Annotated in this window: 12 protein-coding genes, 1 pseudogene and 1 riboswitch; of the genes and pseudogenes, 3 read left to right on the top strand and 10 right to left on the bottom strand. The window is 72.9% G+C overall.

Annotated features, from left to right (window positions below):
• Positions 1-93: 93 nt before the first annotated feature.
• Positions 94-3558: a phosphodiester glycosidase family protein gene (locus VN520_RS11190; RefSeq protein ID WP_325746722.1), complete on the bottom strand. Its 3465-nt coding sequence runs from the start codon at positions 3556-3558 to the stop codon at positions 94-96.
• A gap of 211 nt (positions 3559-3769) precedes the next feature.
• Between VN520_RS11190 and VN520_RS11185 the strand changes: the two genes are divergently transcribed.
• The gene (locus VN520_RS11185; RefSeq protein WP_325746721.1) at positions 3770-4276 is read left to right on the top strand and encodes an NUDIX domain-containing protein; all 507 of its coding nucleotides are present in this window, start codon (positions 3770-3772) and stop codon (positions 4274-4276) included.
• 352 nt (positions 4277-4628) lie between these two features.
• Here the strand turns inward: VN520_RS11185 and VN520_RS11180 are convergent, their stop codons facing one another.
• Positions 4629-5780, bottom strand: a complete 1152-nt coding sequence (locus VN520_RS11180; protein WP_325746720.1) for a PP2C family protein-serine/threonine phosphatase — start codon at positions 5778-5780, stop codon at positions 4629-4631.
• Between the two features lie 589 nt (positions 5781-6369).
• Here VN520_RS11180 and VN520_RS11175 point away from each other — a divergent pair.
• Positions 6370-7242, top strand: coding sequence for an RNA polymerase sigma factor SigF (locus VN520_RS11175; RefSeq protein ID WP_325746719.1), 873 nt, complete (start codon positions 6370-6372; stop codon positions 7240-7242).
• Between the two features lie 151 nt (positions 7243-7393).
• Here the strand turns inward: VN520_RS11175 and VN520_RS11170 are convergent, their stop codons facing one another.
• Both VN520_RS11170 and VN520_RS11165 read right to left on the bottom strand, forming a co-directional pair.
• Positions 7394-8290 carry an NAD(P)-dependent oxidoreductase gene (locus tag VN520_RS11170; protein WP_325746718.1) on the bottom strand — a complete coding sequence of 299 codons (897 nt, stop codon included), beginning with the start codon at positions 8288-8290 and terminating at the stop codon, positions 7394-7396.
• A gap of 45 nt (positions 8291-8335) precedes the next feature.
• Positions 8336-8932: an adenosylcobinamide amidohydrolase gene (locus VN520_RS11165; RefSeq protein WP_325746738.1), complete on the bottom strand. Its 597-nt coding sequence runs from the start codon at positions 8930-8932 to the stop codon at positions 8336-8338.
• Positions 8933-9299: 367 nt separating this feature from the next.
• Between VN520_RS11165 and VN520_RS11160 the strand changes: the two genes are divergently transcribed.
• On the top strand, positions 9300-10271 hold the full coding sequence (locus tag VN520_RS11160) for a PRC and DUF2382 domain-containing protein (RefSeq protein ID WP_325746717.1): 972 nt from the start codon (positions 9300-9302) through the stop codon (positions 10269-10271).
• Positions 10272-10328: 57 nt separating this feature from the next.
• Here VN520_RS11160 and VN520_RS11155 read toward each other — a convergent pair whose 3' ends face one another.
• The 6 genes and pseudogenes from VN520_RS11155 to VN520_RS11130 all read right to left on the bottom strand — a co-directional run.
• Complete coding sequence (locus tag VN520_RS11155) at positions 10329-11174, bottom strand: ABC transporter ATP-binding protein (protein WP_325746716.1); 846 nt, start codon at positions 11172-11174, stop codon at positions 10329-10331.
• On the bottom strand, positions 11171-12208 hold the full coding sequence (locus VN520_RS11150; RefSeq protein ID WP_414719827.1) for a FecCD family ABC transporter permease: 1038 nt from the start codon (positions 12206-12208) through the stop codon (positions 11171-11173). Before VN520_RS11150 ends, VN520_RS11155 begins: the two co-directional genes overlap by 4 nt.
• Positions 12209-12252: 44 nt before the next feature.
• On the bottom strand, positions 12253-13326 hold the full coding sequence (locus VN520_RS11145) for an ABC transporter substrate-binding protein (protein ID WP_325746715.1): 1074 nt from the start codon (positions 13324-13326) through the stop codon (positions 12253-12255).
• 31 nt (positions 13327-13357) lie between these two features.
• A riboswitch (cobalamin riboswitch) is annotated at positions 13358-13544 on the bottom strand.
• 81 nt (positions 13545-13625) lie between these two features.
• Complete coding sequence (locus VN520_RS11140; RefSeq protein ID WP_325746714.1) at positions 13626-13796, bottom strand: hypothetical protein; 171 nt, start codon at positions 13794-13796, stop codon at positions 13626-13628.
• Complete coding sequence (locus VN520_RS11135) at positions 13793-15643, bottom strand: acyl-CoA dehydrogenase (RefSeq protein WP_325746713.1); 1851 nt, start codon at positions 15641-15643, stop codon at positions 13793-13795. The genes VN520_RS11140 and VN520_RS11135 overlap by 4 nt, the downstream gene beginning before the upstream one ends.
• 46 nt (positions 15644-15689) lie before the next feature.
• A pseudogene (locus tag VN520_RS11130) lies at positions 15690-15893 on the bottom strand (hypothetical protein); the annotation flags it as partial.

The following is a 15893-nucleotide window of genomic DNA, read 5'->3' as shown; positions in this document are numbered from 1 at the left end:
CACCCCTGCGCACGCCGGAGCACACGACGCGACACCGCACGGTTCCCGGGCCTGGCGCGGGAGCCGTGCGGGGCCGCGGCATGCGACGGGGTGTCAGGCGGCGGGCGCCGCCGATCCGGCCGCGATCTCGACCCTTGCCTGCCGGGTGACGCCGTTGACGGTCACAGCCAGTGTGACGGTGCCCGGGCGGAGCGCGGTGAGCGTGCCCGTGGCGGGGTCCAGCGTCGCGATGTGGCGTTCACGGGCGTCGTCCGCCTCACCCACGTGGACGTTCGGGGAGCCGGTCCAGTCCACGCTGAGCGGGAAGGCCGCCGGCACGGTCCGCGCGCCCTGGGTGACGTACGCGCCGGCTTTCGCGCGCTCCCCCGCGACGAGCGCGGAGGGGACGTCCGGGCTCAGGGCGTCGACATGGGCACGGGTCTGTACGGAGACCCAGTCGGGCCCGCCCCGCCAAGGCTGACGGCGCGCTGCCGCCTGTTCACCGGCCGGGACGCGGTCGGCGCCGATCAGGGACCAGCCGGTGAAACCCCCCTCGTCCGCAGGGCCCGCCGGCGCCTTGCCGGAGTTCCCGTTGACCAGATACGGGACCCCGTCGACGTGCGAGGCGTGGAAGACTCCGACGTGGCCGGCGATGAGGGCCGCGCCCTTGCCCGTCGTACGGCGGAAGCCGGCGAGCCACTGTTCGACGAGGGCCGCCTCCTTGCGGTCGCTCAGCTGGCTTCCCTTCTGCGCCGTCGGATCGCGCGGGGGCACGTGCTCGATCAGCATCACGGAGCTGACGGAGCGGTCCTCCGCCGCCGCGTCGAGCTGGGCCTGCAGCTCCTTGATCTGGGCGAAGCCGCCCCCGCGAAGGCTGAGACCCGAGGTGTCGAGCGTGATGACCCGGGTGCCCTTGTGGTCGAACGTCCGCCGGGCCGGCCCGAACTGTGCGATGAAGTCGTCGATCTTCCCGCCCATCACCTCGTGGTTGCCCGGTACGTAGTACCAGGGCAGCGAGTCGCCCAGTTCCTCTTCGAGGAGCCGGCGGGCGAAGGCGAGGTCGGCGGGCGACCCCTCGTCGACGAGGTCGCCGTTGACGACCAGGAAGTCGGGCCGCGCCGCCTTGATCTCGCGCAAGGTGCGCCGGGCCTGCCGGGTGAGGGCACTGTCCGGTTCGCGTGCGACGAACTGGGCGTCCGACATCACGGCGAACTGCCAGTCCCTGCGCCCGGTGACCGCGGCGGTGTCGATCAGCGGGTCTGCGGGCTGCGTCTGTTCGGGCAGAGCGACCGCGGGCGGTACCTGGGCGGTCAGGCCGTCGATGACGATCTCACCGGTGTACTGCCGGGCCGCGGCCGTCTCCGCGAGGTAGAAGCGGTGCACGGACAGCGGCATCGCCGCGCCCGGCGGTACGGCGAAGGTGACCTGCCGCCAGCCGGTCCAGGTGATGTAGGGCCCCCGCAGCAGCTGGTCGGATCCGGCGGCGTCCTTGAGGTGCAGGGTCGGCCAGGCGCCGTGGCCGTCTCCCTTGATCCAGAGGGTGTACGCCTGCGGCCGGCCCGGTACGGCGACGGGCCGTGGCGGGGAGGCGTAGGCGGCGCGCGTCGCCGTGGACCGGGTGAAGTCGTAGGTGAGCCGGAGGCCGGTACCGGTGTGCCCCTGCGGCGTGGCGCCGAGCGAACCGTCGGCGCGGGCCTGGCTGAACTTCCAGGATCCGGCGTCCTCGAAGTCCGCCACGGCCTGCTCGGTGAGGCCGACGCTCACCGCGAGGGTGGTGCTGACGCCTGCCACGGTGGCCGTGATCCGGCCCGCTCCGGTGCCGGTGAGGGACCTCACGGTGAAGGATCCCCGGCCGTCGTCGTCGACGGCGAACAGCGTGCGGTCGTAGTCGAGGTCGAGGTCGCCCGGTTCGACGGGGGCACTCGTGCCGTGGGCGTCGAGTCCGACGATGCCGAAGCTGCCGGTCGCCTCCTCGCCGGCCAGGCCGACGCGCGTGGTGGTGGGCCGGATCCGGTCCAGCCGGCCGAGGACGGTGATCCGGGTCCCGCCGTGGGCGCCGGCGCGTTCGGCCCGCACGCCGGTCGTGCCGCTGCGGCGTGCGGTGAACGTGCCCCGGGCGTCGACACTGCCGACCGACGGGCTGACGGCGTGCCAGCGCGGGGCGCCTGCCGCGGGGCCGTACGTCTCGTCGTATCCGGCGGCGGTGAGCTGCCGGGTCAGGCCGGGGAAGACCCGCTCGGGGTGACCGCCGCCGACCGGGTCGTCGCCGGGGGCGGCACCGGACGGCGTACGGGTCTCGACCCAGAACCCTTCGAGGCGCCCGCTGCCGTCGGGAGCGGTCAGGGCGAGGCCGTTGGGGACCGTGCGCTCGCTGCCGTCGGACGGGCTGTTCTCGACCTGGAGCGCGTCGCTGCCCGGCTCACGGGCGACGAGCGTCGAGGAGCCTCCGCCGTCGAGGTTCAGGGCACTGTACGAGCCGGCCCTGCGCATCATCTCGCCCAGCTCGGTGAGGGTGACACCGCCGCTGTCGGCCTGGCGGCCGTCGACGGTGATGACCTGCATGGTCCGGCCGTCCTTCGAGAACCCGACAGCCGTGCGGGGCGCCGCGGTGTTGTTGCCCTCGCCGTCGTGGTTCTGCGCCGCCCCGTCGACGACGAGGAGCTCCCGGCCCCCGACGGCGGTGCGCGGTACGTCTCCGCTGCCGGCGCGTGCCCGGTATTCGATGCCGACCGGGTCGCCGGGCTCCAGGGCGTTCAGCAGTCCGGCCCCGGCCTCCCGGCCCACCAGGACCACGGTGTCCTCGGGTACGGGTCCCGATCCGGGGGTGTCCGACACGGAGACGACCTTGCCGTCCCGCACCGTGGCTTCCGCCACGGGCCGTGCGCCGTCGACGGTCAGCGCCCTGCCGGCGCTGCCCCAGGCCGAGGTGTAGGCGCCCACGCCCTGGGCCGGTACGTTCGCCGCGTTGTACGCGGCCAGCGGGTGCGCGCCGGAGGGGAGGGACAGCGTGCCCTCGAAGTAGAGCTCCAGGACACGGCCTGCGTTCTCCGGTCCGATGCCCACCGCCCGGTTGGCACCCGGGGCCGGGGAGTGGACCGTCCGGCCGTCCTTCACCCCGGGTCCCTGGGGGGCTCCGGTCTGGTTGATGTCGAAGAAGTCGGCGTTGACCGCGGCGACGGTGCGGCGGCCCCGCCCCGGATCGTGCCCGGCGGCGAGCTCGGAGACCTTGCGCCGGTCCGCGACCTTGCCCGAGGAGAGGTAGTCGGCGCGCACCCCGCTGCGGTCCAGGTCGACAAGGAGAGCGTCGACCCGCAGCCATTTGTCGGACTCCAGGCGGTCGTACGAGCTCAGACGGATACCCGGGGCCACGGGGCGGGAGGCACGGGCGGTCTCGATGCCGTCGCCGTCCACGACGGATCTCGCTTCGCCGGACGGACCGCTCGCGGCGGGCGGGGCGACGGGTCTGAGGACCTCGGCGGTGGTGTACGGGCGGGGGTCCGGATTCCGGTCGGCGGCCGCGGGTGTGACGGCCCCGGCCGCCACCGCCCCCGCGGTCGCCAGCAGCACGAGTGGCCGCACGGCGTTGCGAAATGTGCCAAGGCCCACAAATCCTCCTGGTGCAGAGCAGATTGCGCGCGGGATGCACTGTCGGCGGACAGCATGACCGGGCTCGGCAGGGCGCACCAGGGGACGACGGGGACATCGGGAGGAACAGCGCGCGGCGAAGGAGTGTCCCCCGGCGGCACCGGGCCGGTGGCCTTCCCCGCTCCCGGCCCGCATGCTTGACGACATGTCGGCAGTCAGGCGCAGCGCGGGGCTTCTGCTCTTCCGGGTCGTCACCGGCGAGGACGGCCGGCCGGACGCCGAGGTGCTGATCGGCCATATGGGCGGACCGTTCTGGGCCCGACGTGAGGCGGCCGCCTGGTCCATCCCCAAGGGGGAGTACGTGCCGCCGGAGGAGCCTGCCGCCGCCGCGCGCAGGGAGTTCGAGGAGGAACTCGGGCTGCCTCTCCCGGACGGAGCGTGGGTCTCGCTGGGAGAGACACGTCAGTCCGGCGGCAAGACCGTCACCGTATGGGCCGTGGAAGCCGGCCTGGACCCTGCCGCGGCCGTGCCGGGGACCTTTGCCATGGAGTGGCCGAGGGGGTCCGGTGTGCTGCGGGAGTTCCCGGAGATGGACAGGTTCGCCTGGTGCGCGCCGGACGACGCCCTCGGACGGCTGGTGGCGGGCCAGCGGGTCTTCGTCGAACGGCTGCGTGCCTATGTGCGGGAGGGGCGCGCTCCCTCACAGGCGTAGCTGCCGGGGTCCGTCACGGGACGGCCGGCCCGGAGTCCGAGACGTTCACCGGTGAAACGGGTCCGCAAGCTCCGGTCGTGCGGGACGACGACCGCTCCCGCGTCCTCGTGGCGCCCGGCCCGGTCCTCCTGCAGCGGGCGGTGGAGACCGCCGGCGAACCGCGTCCGCCGGTCTTCTGCACCTCGGGGAACCGTTCGTGCCTCTCCCCGGGCCGGACGGATGGATCGGCCGAGCGTTCGAGTGGGTGAGCGCCGAGGAGTCCGCACCTCACGGCACGCCCGCGGCGAAGGTGCGCGAGGAGCCGGCCGCTGCCGGTGTCCCGTTCCGCCTGGATGGGAGGAGCGGGAGAAGGTCACGCACCGTCCGGCGGTCTGCTCAGGACGAGCACGGCGACGTCATCGCGGCGCACTCCGCCGGAGAACTCCTGCAGGTCCGCCTGGAGCGCGTCCAGCACCTGGTCCGGTGTGCGCCCCGCCCATGCGCCGAGCCGCTCGTCGAGCGGGTAGAAGGCACCCGCCGCGTCGCGCGCCTCGGTCACCCCGTCGGTGAGGACCAGCAGGACGGCGCCCGGAGGGAAGCCGAGCCACTCGGCTGCGCGCTCCTCGCCGCTGAGCTCCGCCATGCCCAGCGGTACGGACGTCCGGTGCAGGGGGACCACGGACGCCGACCCGTCGTGCAGCAGCCGCGGCGGCAGATGGCCGCAGTTGACGGCCCGCACCCGGTCGCCGCCGTCGAAGCCCAGCAGCAGGGCGGTGACGAAACGTTCGGTCTCGCCCGTCCCGGCCGAGAAGGCGTTGTGCCGCACCACCGCGTCCTCGACGGAGTCGGCCACCGCGGTGAGTTCGGGCTCCCGCACGGCCGCCTCCCTGAACGCGCCCAGCGCGGCGAATCCGGCCCCGATGGCCGGCAGCCCCTTGCCCTGCACATCGCCGATGATCACACGGGTCCCATGGGGCGAATGGACGACCTCGTAGATGTCACCGCCGACGAAGCGGTCCTCCTCCATCGGCTCGTAGAGGCCGTGGGCGCAGATCTGCCGCGTGACGACGGGGAGCGGGCGCAGGATCTGGCGCTGGAGCGCGACGACGGCCGAGCGGAGCCTCGCCACCTCGGTGGCGTGCCGGATGCGCGCCGCACAGGCGACGACACCCAGCGCGCTGGCGAGGGCCGAGAAACCGATGAGAAAAGCCACGTCCCAGAAGGCCCCGGTCGACGCGATCCGGGACCCGACGACGACCAGCATGACCCACACCGCCGCGGCGGTGGTCTGGCGGACCGTGCAGAAGACCGAGGCCAGCGCGGGCAGCACCACCATGAGCGGGATGAGGGGCAGGTCGTTACCGGTGAGGGCGTCGAGGAGGACGACCGCGACGGTCAGGAGGAGGAGCCAGAGTGCGAGCGCCCAGTTCCCGATCCGGGCGGCGCCCGCCGCCGACTCTGCTGGATCCGCGTCGGGCAGCGGCGGTCTGCGCGCCGCTGCCGGGCGCCGGAGCCCTCTGACCACGGCACGCCTCCGGTTTCGTCCCTGACATCCCAGGTTTTCCAAACTACCCGTCCCCTGCTTCCGGGTCCTGATGTCGGTGCGCGGCTCCGCACGCCGGCGGCTTCCGCCGGTACGGGCGCCGAGAGGGAGGAGGCCCTGCGGCGCGGGGTGAGCCGAGGGATTTGCGGAGCCGGACGGCGGGTGCACCCGACCGGATCCGGCGTCTCCGGGACGCCGGCCGGGCGCGAGTGCTTTCCGGACCGCCCGGCAGCGTCACCACGGCGCCGGGCCGGCAAAAGCGTGCGATACGCGCAGCGGTCTGTGCGGCCGGCCCTCGAATCGTGTACTTCTGCGGGGGATACGGCCCCAACCGGCGTCGGCCTGTGGCACTCTGGATGTGGCCGCCCCACCGGGCTCCCCCGTACCGGTGGGGCGGTTCTGTGTGCTCGTGGGCGCAGGAGGTCCACCGGTACGGCGGACAGGACGATCACGAGCGTTTCCGGCCGGTTCCGCCATGTGTGTGACTCAAAGCGGCCTCACCGCGCATGAGTTGCCGACTGCCGGGCAGGCGCCCACACCTCATGGCCCACAACCTGAGGAGCGTGGCGGGATGACCGTGCACACTGCACAGACCGTCGGTGCGGAACGGGCAGGTGCCCCGGAGGGGCTTCCCTGGATCGAGGACGCCGCGCAGATCGCCCCGCAGGACGCCCGGAAGCTGTCGAAGCTCTTCTTCGACAGCTTGCAGGTGTTCGAGGAGGGCACTCCCGAATACCAGTACGCCCGGAACACCCTCATCGAGATGAACCTGTCCCTCGTGCGGTTCGCCGCCGGCCGCTTCCGCAACCGGGGCAGCGGCGAGATGGAGGACATCGTCCAGGTCGGCACGATCGGCCTGATCAAGGCCATCGACCGCTTCGACCTCTCCCGTGAGGTCGAGTTCACCTCGTTCGCCGTGCCGTACATCGTCGGTGAGATCAAGCGCTTCTTCCGGGACACCACCTGGTCCGTGCATGTGCCCCGCAGGCTGCAGGAGCTGCGGGTGGATCTCGCGAAGGCGAAGGAGACGCTGGCGGCGGGCCTCGACCGGGACCCCACCGTGCAGGAGCTCGCCGGGCATCTCGGCCTCGGTGAGGAAGAGGTCACCGAGGGCATCGTCGCGGCCAACGGTTACACGGCGGGCTCGCTCGACGTACCTGCCGACGCGCCGGCCCCGGCGGGCCGCGTGACGGGCACGCGCACCTACGCGGACATGCTGGGAGAGCCGGACCCGGCGATGGAGACGGTGGAGAACCTGCATGCGCTCGCCCCGCTGCTGGACGGGCTCGACGCGCGTGAGCGCCGCATCATCGGCATGCGGTTCGGTCAGGAGATGACGCAGGCCCGGATCGGCGAGGAGCTCGGCATCTCTCAGATGCACGTCTCCCGGCTGCTCAACCGCATCCTCCGCAAGCTGCGCGAGGGGATGTTCACACAGGACTGACGCGGGACGGAAGCCGGGCCGGTCCGCCGGAAGGGGACGGGGCGACCCGGCCCGTCCGTGCGCGGCGTTGCCGCTTCGTGGCCACCGTGCCCGTACCGCATCCCCCGAACCGCCGTGCGAGGCGTGATCGAGGCGGACCCGGCCGGAACGGCTATGCGGGACGGCCCGCGTAGTACGTGGCGATCATGTCCTGGCCGCCGTGTCCGGCCGCCTCCGCCCGGGTGAACCGCTCGGCGGAGGCGGCGACCAGGTCGAGCTTCACACCGGACGCCTCGGCGGCGTCGAGGATCAGCCGGGAGTCCTTGAGCGCGGTGGACAGCGCGAAGCTCGGGCTGAGATCCCCGGAGAGCACCGCCGCTGACTTGCCCTGGAGGTACGGCGTGTCCAGCGGGCCGCCCTTCACCGCGTCCAGGAAGAGCTGCGGGTCCAGTCCGAGTCCCTCGGCGAGATTGAGGCATTCCGCCACGCTGTTGACCAGGTTGATCACCCAGGTGTTGGCGACGAGTTTGAGCCGGGTGGCGGCCCCCGGATCCTCACCGACCCATACGGTGCGCTGCCCGATCGCCTCCAGGACGGGCAGCACCCTCGCGCGGGCGCTGGACGGGCCGGAGACGAAGACGGTGAGCGTGCCCTGCTCCGCGGGCTGCCTGGTGCCGGAGACCGGGGTGTCGAGATAGACCAGTCCCAGCCCGGCGGCCCGGTGGGCGAGGTCGGTCGTGGCGTCGAGACCGACGGTGGAGCTCTGCAGCCAGACCTGCCCCGGGCGCAGACCGGGTGTCGCGGCGGTGAGGGTGTCCGCCACCGACCGGCCGTCGTTCAGTGCGGTGAGGACGACGTCCGCTCCGCGTACCGCTTCCTCTGCCGTCCGCGTCACGGTGGCGCCCTGGACGGCCAGCGGCTCGGCCCTGGACCGTGTGCGGTTCCAGACGCGGACGGGCAGCTGGGCCCTGAGCAGGCTGCGGGCCATCCCCGACCCCATGATGCCGGTGCCCAGGACCGCGACGGTCGGCGTGCCGGGGGCGGCGTCGGCGGAGGATGCGGTGGCCATGGGGGTTCCCTTCGTCGGTGCGGGCGGTCTCGGGACCGGTGGGTCTCAAGACTGCCGCAGGGCGCTCTCCAGAGCGGCGCGGTGCACGGCTCTGGCGAGTCGCGCGCCCCAGCGCGAGCGCGGTCCGGCGAACGGTTCCCCTCGCTGCCCTCCCGGATCGGGCGCGGCGACGCACACCGCGTCGGTCGGCGTCCCGGAGCAGTCGAGTCCGGCGTCCACGAGCGCCTGGACCTTCGCCTCGGTGGCGGTGGCCACCGCGTTGACCAGGGCGGCGTCGGAGAGCGCCACGGGGAGGGTGACGACGATGTTGACGGTGCCCGGTGGCAGCGCGCCGTCGGCGCCCTGGCCGGGGGCCGCGGCCCATCCCCGTACGCCGAGGCCGCTGGTGACGGTGGCGCTCACACCTCCGTCGTCGGCGACGGTGCACGCGGTGACGTCGGCGGCGGTCATCAGCCCGGCACCCGGGCCGTCGAGAGCTTCGGCCGACGCGATCTCCGCGAGGTGCCGGTCGGGGTCGAGCCGGGGATAGCCACCGGGCACCTGGGCGTTCAGGATCCAGGCACGCGTGCCGATGCCGCCGCCGAGCACGGCGCTGCTGCACACCCGCCAGCCGGGGCCCAGCCGCCAGACCAGGTGGTGCATTTCCAGGCCGTCCTCCTGCCGTGTCAGCAGCTCGCCGCGCTGCCGGGGCAGGCGGATGTCCACGGCTCCGATGGCGCACCCCCTTCGTCCGGCCCGCCGGCCGTCGGCAGAGGCGCGTCGATCATACGGGCGGGCCGGGGCCGCACATCAGGCGCACCCGGGAGAGTACTCACCCGAATGGCGTAACCCGCCCGGCGGGCCGATATCCGCGTGGAGCTGGGCCACCGCCTTTCCCCGGTGGCCTGGGCAGCCCGCCGACCGGGCCGGGAAGTTGCAGCGTCCAAGCGGGTGAGGCGCGATGGAATCCGGACGCGCCTCCCCTGCTGGACCCAACCGCAGGACGCGCCCGGGCGAGGAGGAATCGGCCATGGGAGCCGCTGACGGTTTCACGGATTCCGGAGAACTCGACGGTCTGACCGTCTACGACAGCGATGGAGAGAAGGTCGGCACAGTGGGGCGGGTGTACGTCGACGACGACACCGGCAGGCCCGACTGGATCACGGTCAAGACCGGCATGTTCGGCATGAAGGAGAGCTTCGTACCGCTTGCAGGAGCCCGCCGCGTGGGCTCCGACCTGCACGTCTCGCATCCGAAGGAGCGGGTCAAGGACGCCCCCCGGGTGGACGCGGACGCGCACCTGTCCGTATCGGAGGAGGAGGAGCTCTACCGGCACTACGGAATGACCAGGAAGGGCACCGGCCACGCCGGGGCGGGCGGCAACGCCCGTACGACGTCCGGGACCGGAACGGGAGCCATGGGTGCGGCCGGCGCGGCCGGTACCGCCCGTACGGCCCCGGCCGGCCAGGCGAAGGCCACCGGCACCGCAGCCGGCGCGGGCAGGCACCGCGACACGGAGACCTCGATGTCGCGCCCGCTCGCCGGAGCCGGAGCCGAGCGGTCCGCCGCGGGTACCGGAGGCCGGGAGGACATGATCCGGTCCGAGGAACAGCTCCAGGTCGGCACGGAGGAGTACGAGAGCGGAAAGGCACGCCTGCACAAGTACGTGGTGACCGAGAACGTCACGCGGACGGTGCCGGTGTCCCACGAAGAGGTACGCGTGGTGCGCGAGCCTGTCCAGCCGGGCGAGAAGGTGAGGGGCACGAAGGGCACGAACGAACTCGGTGAACAGGACGTCGAAGTCACCCTGCACGCCGAACGCGCCACCGTCCGCAAGGAGGCGGTCCCGGTGGAGCGGGTCCACCTCGAAACCAGCAAGGTGACCGAACAGAAGGAAGTCTCCGCCGAGATCCGCAAGGAGAAGATCGACTACGCGGACGGCAAGGACACGGGCAGCGGCAAGGACACGGGCGGCGAGTTCGGCCAGGGACGTCGTCGCTGACCCCTCACACAGCGGCGAAAGGCCGCACGGCAGTAGCGAGGGCGGACCCGGGCGGGTTCACGGGCCCGCCCCCTCGTCGTGTCCCGGACCTCCTCGGAGGGCTCTTCCCGGCAGGAAGCGCACCGAGGGGCGCCCCTCCGGCCCTTCGGGTGCCACCACCGCGCGTACGCGGTAGACATCGGCGATGAGTTCCTCGGTGATCACCTCCGAGGGTGTTCCGCCGGCCACCACGCGCCCTTCTTTCATCACCGTGACCCGGTCGCAGAACATCGCGGCCAGATTGAGGTCGTGCAGTGCGACCACCGCGGTGACGGGCAGGGCGGCGACCAGGGACAGCAGCTCCAGCTGGTGCTGGATGTCCAGGTGGTTGGTGGGTTCGTCCAGCAGGAGTTCACGCGGCCGCTGGGCCAGGGCGCGGGCGATCTGGACACGCTGGCGCTCGCCACCGGACAGGGTGTGCCAGGACTGCCCGGCCCGGCCGGCGAGTCCGGTGTGCGCCAGGGCCTCGCGCACGGCGTCCTCGTCCTCGGGGCCGGACGGGGACCAGGCGCGCCGGTGCGGGATGCGGCCGAGGCGGACGACGTCCAGCACGCTCAGGTCGACCTGGGTGACCGCGTGCTGGTCGACGACGGCTACGCGGCGGGCCACGGCTCGCCGGCCGGTTTCGGCGAGCGTACGGCCGTCGAGGGTGACGACGCCCGCGCCGGGGGCGAGTACGCCCGCCATCACCCGCAGCAGTGTGGTCTTGCCGGAGCCGTTCGGTCCGAGGAGGCCGACCGTGGCGCCGGGAGGCGGCGCGATGCTCACTCCGTCGAGGACGATCCTCCCGCCGGCCTCCCTGCTGACCCGGGTGGCCCGCAGGCCGTCGCCGGGGGTGCCCCTCCCGCCCTCCGCCCGGCTCATGCGTTCCTCCGCGTGCGGTGGAGGACGAGGATGAAGGCGGGTACCCCGACGAGGGAGGTGACCACGCCGACCGGGACCTCCTGCGGGTCGAGGACGGTTCTGGCCAGGGTGTCGGCCCAGACCAGGAAGACGGCTCCGGCGAGCGCGGTCACCGGGAGCAGCCTCCGGTGCCCGGCCCCCGTCAGCGCCCGGGCGGCGTGCGGCAGGACGAGTCCGACGAACCCGATGGCGCCCGCCGAGCTGACGAGGGCGGCGGTCAGCAGCGCGGTCGTGCAGAGCAGCACGATCCGGGTGCGGGCCACGTGCACCCCGAGGGCCGCCGCGGCGTCCTGGCCGAAGGCGAAGGCGTCGAGGGTACGGGCATGGCCCAGGCAGATCAGCAGGGTCACCGCCAGCACGGCGGAGCACATCCACACATCGCTCCAGCCGGCTCCGCTCAGCGAACCGAGCAGCCAGAAGAGCACCCCCCGGGTCTGCTCCGCGTCGGCCGCGGTCATCACGACGAAGGAGGTGAGCGCGGAGAAGAGCTGCATGGCCGCGACCCCGGAGAGGACGACCCGGTCGGTGGATCCGCCGAGTGTGTGGCTGAGCACCAGGACGAGCGCGAACGAGCACAGTGCCCCGGCGAAGGCACCGCCGGAGACGGACACCGCTCCCCCGCCGACGCCCAGGACCACGACCACGACCGCCCCGGTGGACGCCCCCGAGGAGACGCCGAGGACGAACGGGTCGGCGAGCGGGTTGCGCAGCAGTGACTGCATCACGGTGCCGCACACCGCGAGTCCGGCCCCGCACACCGCGGCGAGCAGGGTGCGGGGCATGCGCAGGTCCCAGATGATGCCGTCCCGGATCGGGGTCAGCCGCCCGTGGCCGAGCCCGAGGTGCGAGGCCACCGCCGACCACACGTCCGGGACGGAGATGCGGGCGGGCCCGATCGTGACGGCGACCGCGACGGACAGGAGCAGCAGAGCGGCACCGGCGCCCCACAGGAGGCCGTCGCGCAGCAGCCGGGCTCCGGCGGCAGCCCGGGGCACGGGCGGCCGGCTCCCGCGTACGTCCGGAGCGTGGCCGGTCTTCGTCACCTCGCGAGTCCGAACGAGCGCAGCCCCGCCGCGACGCGTTCCACGCCTTCCACGGTCCGGATGGTCGGATTCATGGCCTGGCCGCTGAGCAGGACGTAACGCTTGTGCCGGACGGCGTCCAGATTCTTCGTGGCGGGGTCGGACTCCAGGAACTCGATCTTCTTCTCGGCGCTCTCGGCCGTCTGCGACTTACGGGTCAGGTCGCCGATGACCAGCACGTCGGGGTTGCGGTCGGCGACCGTCTCCCAGTTGATCTGCGGCCATTCCTCGTGCGTGTCGTCGAAGACGTTCTTCGCGCCGAGTTCCTCGGTGATGATGCCGGGGGCGCCGCAGCAGCCCGCGAGGTAGGGGGCCTCTGCGTTGGCGAACCAGTAGAGCAGGGTGGCGTCGGACGCGTCGATGTCCGCGGTCGCCTTGTCGAGGCGGTCCTCGAGGCTCGTGATCAGCTTCTCGCCCCGCTCCGGGACGCCGAACACCTCGGCCAGGTCGCGCACCTCGCCGTAGACGGGCTCCATGGTCAGTGGCCCGGTGCGGGAGCCGTCGCTGCTGCCGTGGTTGTCCTTGCCCACGCAGTCGGCGGGCGAGAGGTACGTCGGTACGCCCAGTTCCTCGAACCGGTCGCGGGATGCCACACCGCCCTTGCCGAGGGTGGATTCGAACGAGGCGCTGACGAAGTCGGGTTCCTCGGCGAGGACCTTCTCCGAGGATGGCTGGTTCTCGGCGATCCGGGGCACGGTCGCTTCGTCCTTCTCCAGCCCCTTCATCACGGGGTCCGTCCAGGTCGCAGTTCCGGCGAGCCGGTCGGCGAGGCCCAGCGAGAGCAGGATCTCCGTCGATCCCTGGTTGAGGGAGACGGCGTGACGCGGTGGCGCGTCGACGGTCACCGTGCGGCCGCAGTTCTTCAGTGTCACGGGGAATCCGGCGGCCGCGTCCTCCCGCGCCTCACCGTCGGAGGCGCTCACGCCTCCGCCGCAGGCCGTGAGGAGGACGAGTCCCGTGATGAGCAGGGCGGTTCGGCGTACGGTGCTGGCTATGGGCGGCACGGATTCCCCCGGCGTCTCAGGGCTCATGCGCGAAGCCCGCTACGGTGTTCCGCTCCCGGTATGGAAGCGGGTGCCAGCAGGTCTTCGGACTCGGGTTCGTCCGGACGGGACGCCTTCCCGGGGCACCCGAGGGTGTCCCAGTGGCCGTGGCCCCGCCCGTCCCCCTCACCGCTGCGCGTCAGCTCCGGATTCTCACCGGATTCCCTGACTCCACGTGGAGTGCGACTGGCGTCTGCAAGCTATCACGCGGCCTGTCGGCGCCCTTGGGGGGCCGTCGCCGGTACCGAGAGGGATCGCCCCTCCGTACCGGCAGGCCGTCGGACGGGTCAGCGCTTGGGGTGAACCGATTCGCCGCCGTCCGTCTGCGGCTTCCCGCACCGGCGGGCGCACACGGACGCCGTACCCCAGTAGGCGAGCAGTACGGCGCGCAGCCCCAGGATCTCCAGGCGTTCGCCCAGGCGCCCGCGCACCGCCTGCCCCCTGCTCACCGCGCTCACCGGGTGTCCTTCGGGCCGGTCTTCCAGGGGCCCCGGGGATCGTCGTACGCATCGACGTATCCGGCTCCGGCGATCGGCCAGTCGGCGAGCAGTTCTTCGGGCAGGGCGAAGGAATCGGCCAGCTCCGGGGCGTGGGCGGCGACGGCCGCGATCAGTTCCTCGGCGGTCTCCGGCAGCGCGTCGACCTGATCACCGCTCAGGAGTCCGGCGGCCAGCAGATCGCCGCTGTTGCGTGCCACCCATTCGACGGCGAACAGCCGCTCCAGCTCGCCCAGCCGGTCCCGGGCGGGGCCCTCGGGCAGCGTGGCGCGGGCCTCGGCGTACGCCTCTGCGGCCTGCCGGTGTGCGAAGGCCTCGACACCACGCAGGGCGGGGCCCGAGGCCGCGTTCCACCGCCCGAGGGCGTCGCTGTCGGGTGCCCGCAGGGCGCGGGCCCTGGCCCGGGTGAACCAGATGTCCTGGATCGAGGTGAGGAGCCGGCCGAGGAAGCACGGGTCGGCCAGGTCGCCGGGGGCCGGGCCCCGGTCCGGGGCGCTCTCGCTGCCGGGATCGGCGGCGAAGAGCATGTCGGCCGCCGCCTTGGCGTAGAGGGCGATGTTGTCGCCCTCGGCGGTGATGGCCCCCTCCACGCCCGTGACGAGTTCGGTCATGCCGTTGTTCTCCAGCAGCGCCTGCGCACCGCAGCGTTCACGGCTCTCGACGATCACCTCACGGGCCCGCCAGGTGATCCATGCCTTGGCGACGTCGACGAGTCTCCCCGCCTCCGTCCGGCCGTCCGCGTCCGTACAGGCTTCCCAGCGCTCCTGTGCCCTGCGGTACAGCAGGCTCATGGCGAAGACCGTGGCCATGGCCGAAGCGAGCGGCCCGTGGTGCGACCGGTGGGCGCTGACGGGCACGGGCGGCTTGCCCCGGGTCCCCGGGATCAGCCGGTGCCCGCCGTAGCGCACGGCGACCGCCAGGGTCGCGCGGGCCGAGCCCGCCGCACAGGCGCTCATGGAGATCCGGCCGGGGGTGACCCGCCCGAGCGAGGCCAGGAAGCGTCGCCGTCTGTCTCCGGGGCCTGTCCTGAACTCCCCTGTGCTGTCGCCCTCTTCGCCGGATCCCAGCAGGGCGTCCCGCGCGACGAAGACCCGGTCGAACGAGGTCAGGCAGTGGTCCACCGGGCTGCCCATCCGTGCGGGAAGCCGCCGTACCCGGATGCCCGGCAACGCCTGTACGTCGTCGGTGAGCGGCACCAGGAAGAGGCGCACCCCGTGGTCGGAACCGCCCGCCACCAGGCGTGCGGCGACCAGCCCGGACTTCGCTCCGCCCGCCGGGCTGGTGTTGGGCATGAATTTCTGCGCGCCCGCGTTCGGGGTGTGCAGGACGAATCCGTCCCGTTCCCGGTCGTACGTCGCGGTGGTCTCCATGGCGGACGCGTTGTTGCCGTGCGCCACCTCGGTGCACAGGAAGGTGCCGATGCGCCGCATCGTCAGGTAGTCGGACAGATCGCGGCGGGCGACGCAGTCGTGGTCGAGGAGACTGCCGAGGAAGAGGTTGTAGTGGATGCCCGCCACGGTGGTGAGCGCGGGGTCCACCGGGCCCAGCCAGGCGTGCAGGGCGGCCAGCGCCCGCGGGTCGGCGGCGAGGCGTGCTCCGCTGTCGAGGGATTGGTTGAGGATCCGCAACCGGTCGTAGGCGAGGTCCAGTCGCTCTTCGGGCGTTCCGCCGACAGGGCGGCGGAACGGTTCTGTGCTGATCAGCCGCTGCCAGAATCCGTGCTCGCGGCGGTGGTCCGGTCCGAGGAGGGCCTCGGTCAGCAGTTCGGTGGTGGACGGCGGGTCGGTGTCGGTAAGGGTCACGGTCATAACGAAATGAACGACCGGAGTAGGGGCTAGGACACCCTGGAGACGCTCAGCTCTCCGGGACCGGCGCGCTGGTCAGCGCCTCTTCCAGCTCCTCCTCGTCGCCGGGCCCGGCCGTGGCGGCCCGAGCGGGAACACCGCTGCCGTCCGTCAGGAGCCGCACCCCGGCGGCGGGAGCGGGAGCGGCCGGCGGAGCGGGGACGCTGCGCCTGGCCCACAGCAGCGTCCCGGCCGGCAGTGCCGTGGTCCCGGG

Origin of the sequence: Streptomyces sp. (assembly GCF_035563135.1) — a bacterium.
Taxonomy (GTDB): Bacteria; Actinomycetota; Actinomycetes; order Streptomycetales; family Streptomycetaceae; genus Streptomyces.
This window is presented reverse-complemented; position numbering and strand designations above follow the sequence as displayed.